This is a genomic window from Bacillus sp. JJ664 (assembly GCF_036962205.1).
GTDB lineage: Bacteria > Bacillota > Bacilli > Bacillales > Bacillaceae_G > Gottfriedia.
In genome coordinates this window covers 1-4429 of sequence record NZ_JBALMS010000196.1, presented here as the reverse complement: position 1 = coordinate 4429, position 4429 = coordinate 1, and the positions used below count along the sequence as shown (strand labels likewise).

At 30.9% G+C, this 4429-nt stretch carries 5 protein-coding genes and 2 pseudogenes; 2 read left to right on the top strand and 5 right to left on the bottom strand.

Annotated features, from left to right (window positions below):
* Nucleotides 1-367 precede the first annotated feature (367 nt).
* Entirely contained in the window at nucleotides 368-1009 is a 642-nt protein-coding gene (locus tag V7056_RS20085) for a YitT family protein (protein WP_499704156.1), read from the top strand.
* On the opposite strand, the pseudogene V7056_RS20080 reads toward V7056_RS20085, so the two are convergent.
* Together V7056_RS20080 and V7056_RS20075 are read right to left on the bottom strand one after the other, a co-directional pair.
* Nucleotides 1006-1143 (bottom strand): annotated as a pseudogene (locus tag V7056_RS20080) (YodN-related protein); the annotation flags it as partial. The gene V7056_RS20085 and the pseudogene V7056_RS20080 sit on opposite strands and share 4 nt — an antisense overlap.
* Nucleotides 1144-1268: 125 nt before the next feature.
* Nucleotides 1269-1458: pseudogene (locus V7056_RS20075) on the bottom strand (YodN-related protein); the annotation flags it as partial.
* Nucleotides 1459-1671: 213 nt separating this feature from the next.
* Here V7056_RS20075 and V7056_RS20070 point away from each other — a divergent pair.
* Nucleotides 1672-2100: a MarR family winged helix-turn-helix transcriptional regulator gene (locus V7056_RS20070; protein WP_499704155.1), complete on the top strand. Its 429-nt coding sequence runs from the start codon at nucleotides 1672-1674 to the stop codon at nucleotides 2098-2100.
* 33 nt (nucleotides 2101-2133) lie between these two features.
* On the opposite strand, the gene V7056_RS20065 is transcribed toward V7056_RS20070, so the two are convergent.
* From V7056_RS20065 to V7056_RS20055, 3 genes are all read right to left on the bottom strand, one after another.
* Nucleotides 2134-3183: an ABC transporter substrate-binding protein gene (locus V7056_RS20065; RefSeq protein ID WP_499704154.1), complete on the bottom strand. Its 1050-nt coding sequence runs from the start codon at nucleotides 3181-3183 to the stop codon at nucleotides 2134-2136.
* A 17-nt stretch (nucleotides 3184-3200) separates the two neighbouring features.
* On the bottom strand, nucleotides 3201-4004 hold the full coding sequence (locus tag V7056_RS20060) for an ABC transporter permease (RefSeq protein WP_499704153.1): 804 nt from the start codon (nucleotides 4002-4004) through the stop codon (nucleotides 3201-3203).
* Nucleotides 4001-4429 (bottom strand): ABC transporter permease (locus V7056_RS20055; protein ID WP_499704152.1); only part of this gene is annotated, 429 nt, incomplete at its 5' end. The genes V7056_RS20055 and V7056_RS20060, both read right to left, overlap by 4 nt.

Genomic DNA, 4429 nt, shown 5'->3' with positions numbered 1-4429 from the left:
TTTCTTTTTTCTAAAATTTCCGCATATGATAAGATAGAGATAAGTTCGTTTGAACTTATTTTTAACCTGTTAGATTTTATCTAACAAAACTGGAAAAAAGGACGTGTAACCATGATTGCTCGAAGGAGCATTTGGCAACGTAAAGATCTATCCTACACTTAGCAGTTTTTATTTAGAGAACGAATAGAACTCTAAAATAAAACTGAAGGTAGGCGAAACTATGGTTGACAGGCGATTATGTTATTTCTTCAATGACATATAGCGTAGTAGTTAGGGAGTTATTAAACTAACTACGAGAAGCTTTTGTGCGTAGTTAGTTTAAGTAAAGAACTTTTTAAACTACTAACTACGAAAAGAGGAAATAACAATGATAAACAATCGTTTGGGTGAGACCTTAATGATTTTGATCGGTTCATTTATTTTAGCAACTTCTTTATACCATTTTCATTTTCAAAATAATTTATCTGAAGGTGGTTTTCTAGGAATTGCGCTATTAGTTAAAAATTCTTTTAATATTTCACCATCAATAACAACATTAATTTTAGATATTCCCATAATTTTATTAGCTGGTTTTTTTCTCGGTAAAAAATTACTGATTAATACATTTATTGGTGCAGTTTCTTTTTCAATTTTTTATTCAATCATTGAAAAAACATCTACAGTCACCTTTCAATTTGAAAATCATCTTTTTATTCCCGCAATTTTAGGGGGAGTATTTGCTGGTTTAGGTCTTGGCTTAATCCTTAAGTTCGGTGGAGCGACTGGTGGAGATGATTTAATAACAATTTTAATGAGTAAGAAATCAAATATTTCTATTGGGAAAGTATACTTTATTTTTGATGCTTGTATCCTTCTTTTTTCATTAAGTTACCTATCTTGGAATGAAGTTGGTTATACAATATTATCAGTCGGGATTTGTGCAAAAGTAACGGAACTTGTATACGAAAGTAAATATTTTACCAAAACCGTATCCATTAAAACTACAAATGGAAAAAGATTACATGCTTAGTGCATGTAATCTTTTTTTGTTTCAGAGTAATCAGCTAGTTCATTTAGAACATTTTCAGCAGCTAAATCGTACAAACAATCTTTAAATAGCGTCGCTAGCCTACGATAATCATTATATTTATCCAATAGTTCATCGACCGAATTAGCTAATACTTCTTTTTCTTTACTGAGCTCTTCATGCTTCTTCGCAAACTTAATTGTAAAAGTCCCTAATTTCTCAAACATTGATCCATAAAATTCATCAAAATTTGAGACGCTAATTAATTCATCTTCTTCAGCATCAACCTGAAGACCATCAAACTCTCGTAAAAGTTCATATATAATGCTATTGTATTCATCATTTAAATAAATACTTTTTTCTATTCGATATCCGATTACTCGGTAGAAATGACCATCGTTCTTCGTAAATTGAACAGTATCATTTATTTTAAACTTAAAATACTTAAACACTGTACTTCACCCCTACCAATGTCTTTTATCATACTATTTACAAATTACTATAGTTAATATACAACCAAAACTTGACAAATTTTATAAAATTGTTTCTAACCGGACTTGGTACTTGCAAATTTAAATATAAATTGGTAACCTATTCGTAAATCTTTATGACAAATGCCGTATTTATTAATAAGTTAAGAGATGATACAGGAATTGGAGTACAATATGTTAAATGAACATGACAAGCTTTTAGTTGATGACTTAACAAAGCTTTTAATACAAGTTCGAAAAACTTGGCAAAAAGCAAGTAAAGAAGAATCTACCAATTCATTAACTTCACCAAAATATTTATTGTTACATCTTTTATATAAAAATAAACAAATGACAGCAACGGAACTTGGTAAGCAAATCGGCTTATCATCTGGAGCAATTACAACAGCAATAAATAAAATAGTTAGCAATGAATTAGTAAAAAGAAAAAGAGATTTTAGAGATCGAAGAGTAACTTGGCTTGAATTAACAGAAAAGGGAATCCAAATGGTTGAGGAACTCTCTGCAACAAGACAAGTTTTATGGGTTTCATTAATTGAAAAGCTTGATCAATCTGAACGAGAGCAATTTCGCTTTTTATTGAACAAAATGTTTTCTAATTAAAAAAGGCTATCTCTCTATGAGATAGCCTTCTTATTAATTTTGACCAGTTTTTAATTCCGTCCAATATTTATCGTAGAGTTCAGTCTGATCTCCTACATCTTTAATCCAATTTGTACGATTCGTTTCATCTGCGGTGACATTAATGAAAGGATTCTTTTTGTATTCTTCAGAATGATATTGTTCAGCTTTCATGTTTGGATCAGAGTATCCAATTGATTCGTAATTTTTCGCACTAACTTTAGGATCATACATATAGTTAATAAATTTCTCTGCTAATTCCTTTTGCTTTGAGCCTTTTGGAATCGCAAATGTATCAGCCCATCTTGATGAACCTTCTTTTGGTACTACCCATTTAATGTTTGAAAGCTCTTTTTGAATATAAGCTGCATCCCCAGACCACACTTGACCAATCCAGGCATCTTCCGTGATAAACTTTTGTTTAACTGTATCTGTATCAAATGCTAAAAGGTTTGGTGTTACTGTTTTTAAATCATTGAAAGCAGATAATAATTCATCTTCATTTAATGAACTGTTGGAATATCCATTTTTTATTAAGCCCATTCCAAATACTTCGCGGTTATCATTTAATAAAGTAACATGTCCCTTATACTTCGGGTCCCATAAATCTTCCCAGCTATCAATTTCCTCTTTTACATATTTAGGATTATATGCAATACCTGTTAATCCACCAGTATAAACAACTGAATAGTCACCTTTTGGATCAAATTCTTGGTTCGTAAATTCTGGAGCAATATTACTCAGATTAGGCATTTTATCCTTATCTAATTTCTCCAACATATCTTGTTGAATCATTAGTTTTACCATATAATCTGAAGGCTGAATCACATCATAATTAGACCCACCCGCCTTCAATTTTGCATACAATTCTTCATTACTCGCAAATTGTTGATAATTAATTTTGACATCATATTTTTTTTCAAATGACTCTAACACTTCTTGATCAAAATTATCTGCCCAACTGTAAATATTCAGTTCTTCTTTTCCAACAGAACAAGCTGACAATAATAAACCTGTTAATCCAAACGAAAAAAGTAAACTAGCCGCTTTTTTAAATTTACTCACTTAGATAATCTCCTTATTTAAACAATATAAGACTTTTTCTTTGTATTCTCTGTGTTCATCCCTTTAGTACGATAAACCTCAGATAGAACCATTAAACCAATGATTGTTACGATTAGTATGGTAGAAATGGCATTAATTTCAGGTGTAACGCCTTTTTTAACCATTCCATAAATATATATTGGTAATGTAGTTGAACTTGGACCAGATACAAAAAAGCTGATCACAAAATCATCAATACTTAATGTGAAGCATAGAAGTGCAGATGCAATAATACCGGGCATAATGGCTGGTAATGTAATATATCTAAATGTTTGCCACGGAGTCGCTCCTAAGTCACTCGCAGCATCTTCTAAATCCTTTGACATACCTGATAGTCTAGCCGTTAACAAAATCACAACATAGGATATACAAAATGTTACATGTGCAATAATGATTGTCATTGTTCCTAATTCTAAATGAAAATTAGTAAACAAAATTAATAATGCAATTCCCATTAAAATATCAGGAACAACAATTGGTAAATAAATTAGACCATTAATTAACTTTGAAAATTTGTACTTATATCTATGTAGTGCTAGCGCACAAATCGTACCTAGTACAGTCGATAAAATCGTTGTAATAATCGCTATAAGTAAACTATTGATAAATGCATCAACAATTTGAGGGTTATCAAATAAATTTATATACCATTGAAAAGTAAAACCAGACCATTCGGCATTTATTCTTGATTTATTAAATGAAAAAAGAATTAAGACCAAAATAGGTAAATATAAGCAAGTTAAAACAATTGTCGAAAATCCTATAAGTAATTTCTTTTTCACCTATTCTCACCTCCACTTTTTTCAGCACCAATATTTTTAGTTGCTAAATAGTAAAGGCCAATTAATCCAATTGAAGATAACACTAAGAAAATTGAAAGCGCTGATCCAAATGGCCAGTTTCTTGCACCTAAAAACTGATTTTGGATAACATTCCCGATTAAAGCAACCTTTGATCCACCCATTACATCTGATACGACAAACATTCCAAATGAAGCGACAAATACTAATATACTTCCTGCAAAAATACCTTTCATTGTTAAAGGCAATGTTACATGAAAAAATGTTTGAAATGGTGTCGCTCCTAAATCATTTGCTGCATCCAACTTACGGTGGTCTAGCTGTTCGATTGCCACAAATATTGGTAAAACCATAAATGGTAATAATGTATAGACCATTCCCAATATAACTGATGGCATATTATAAAG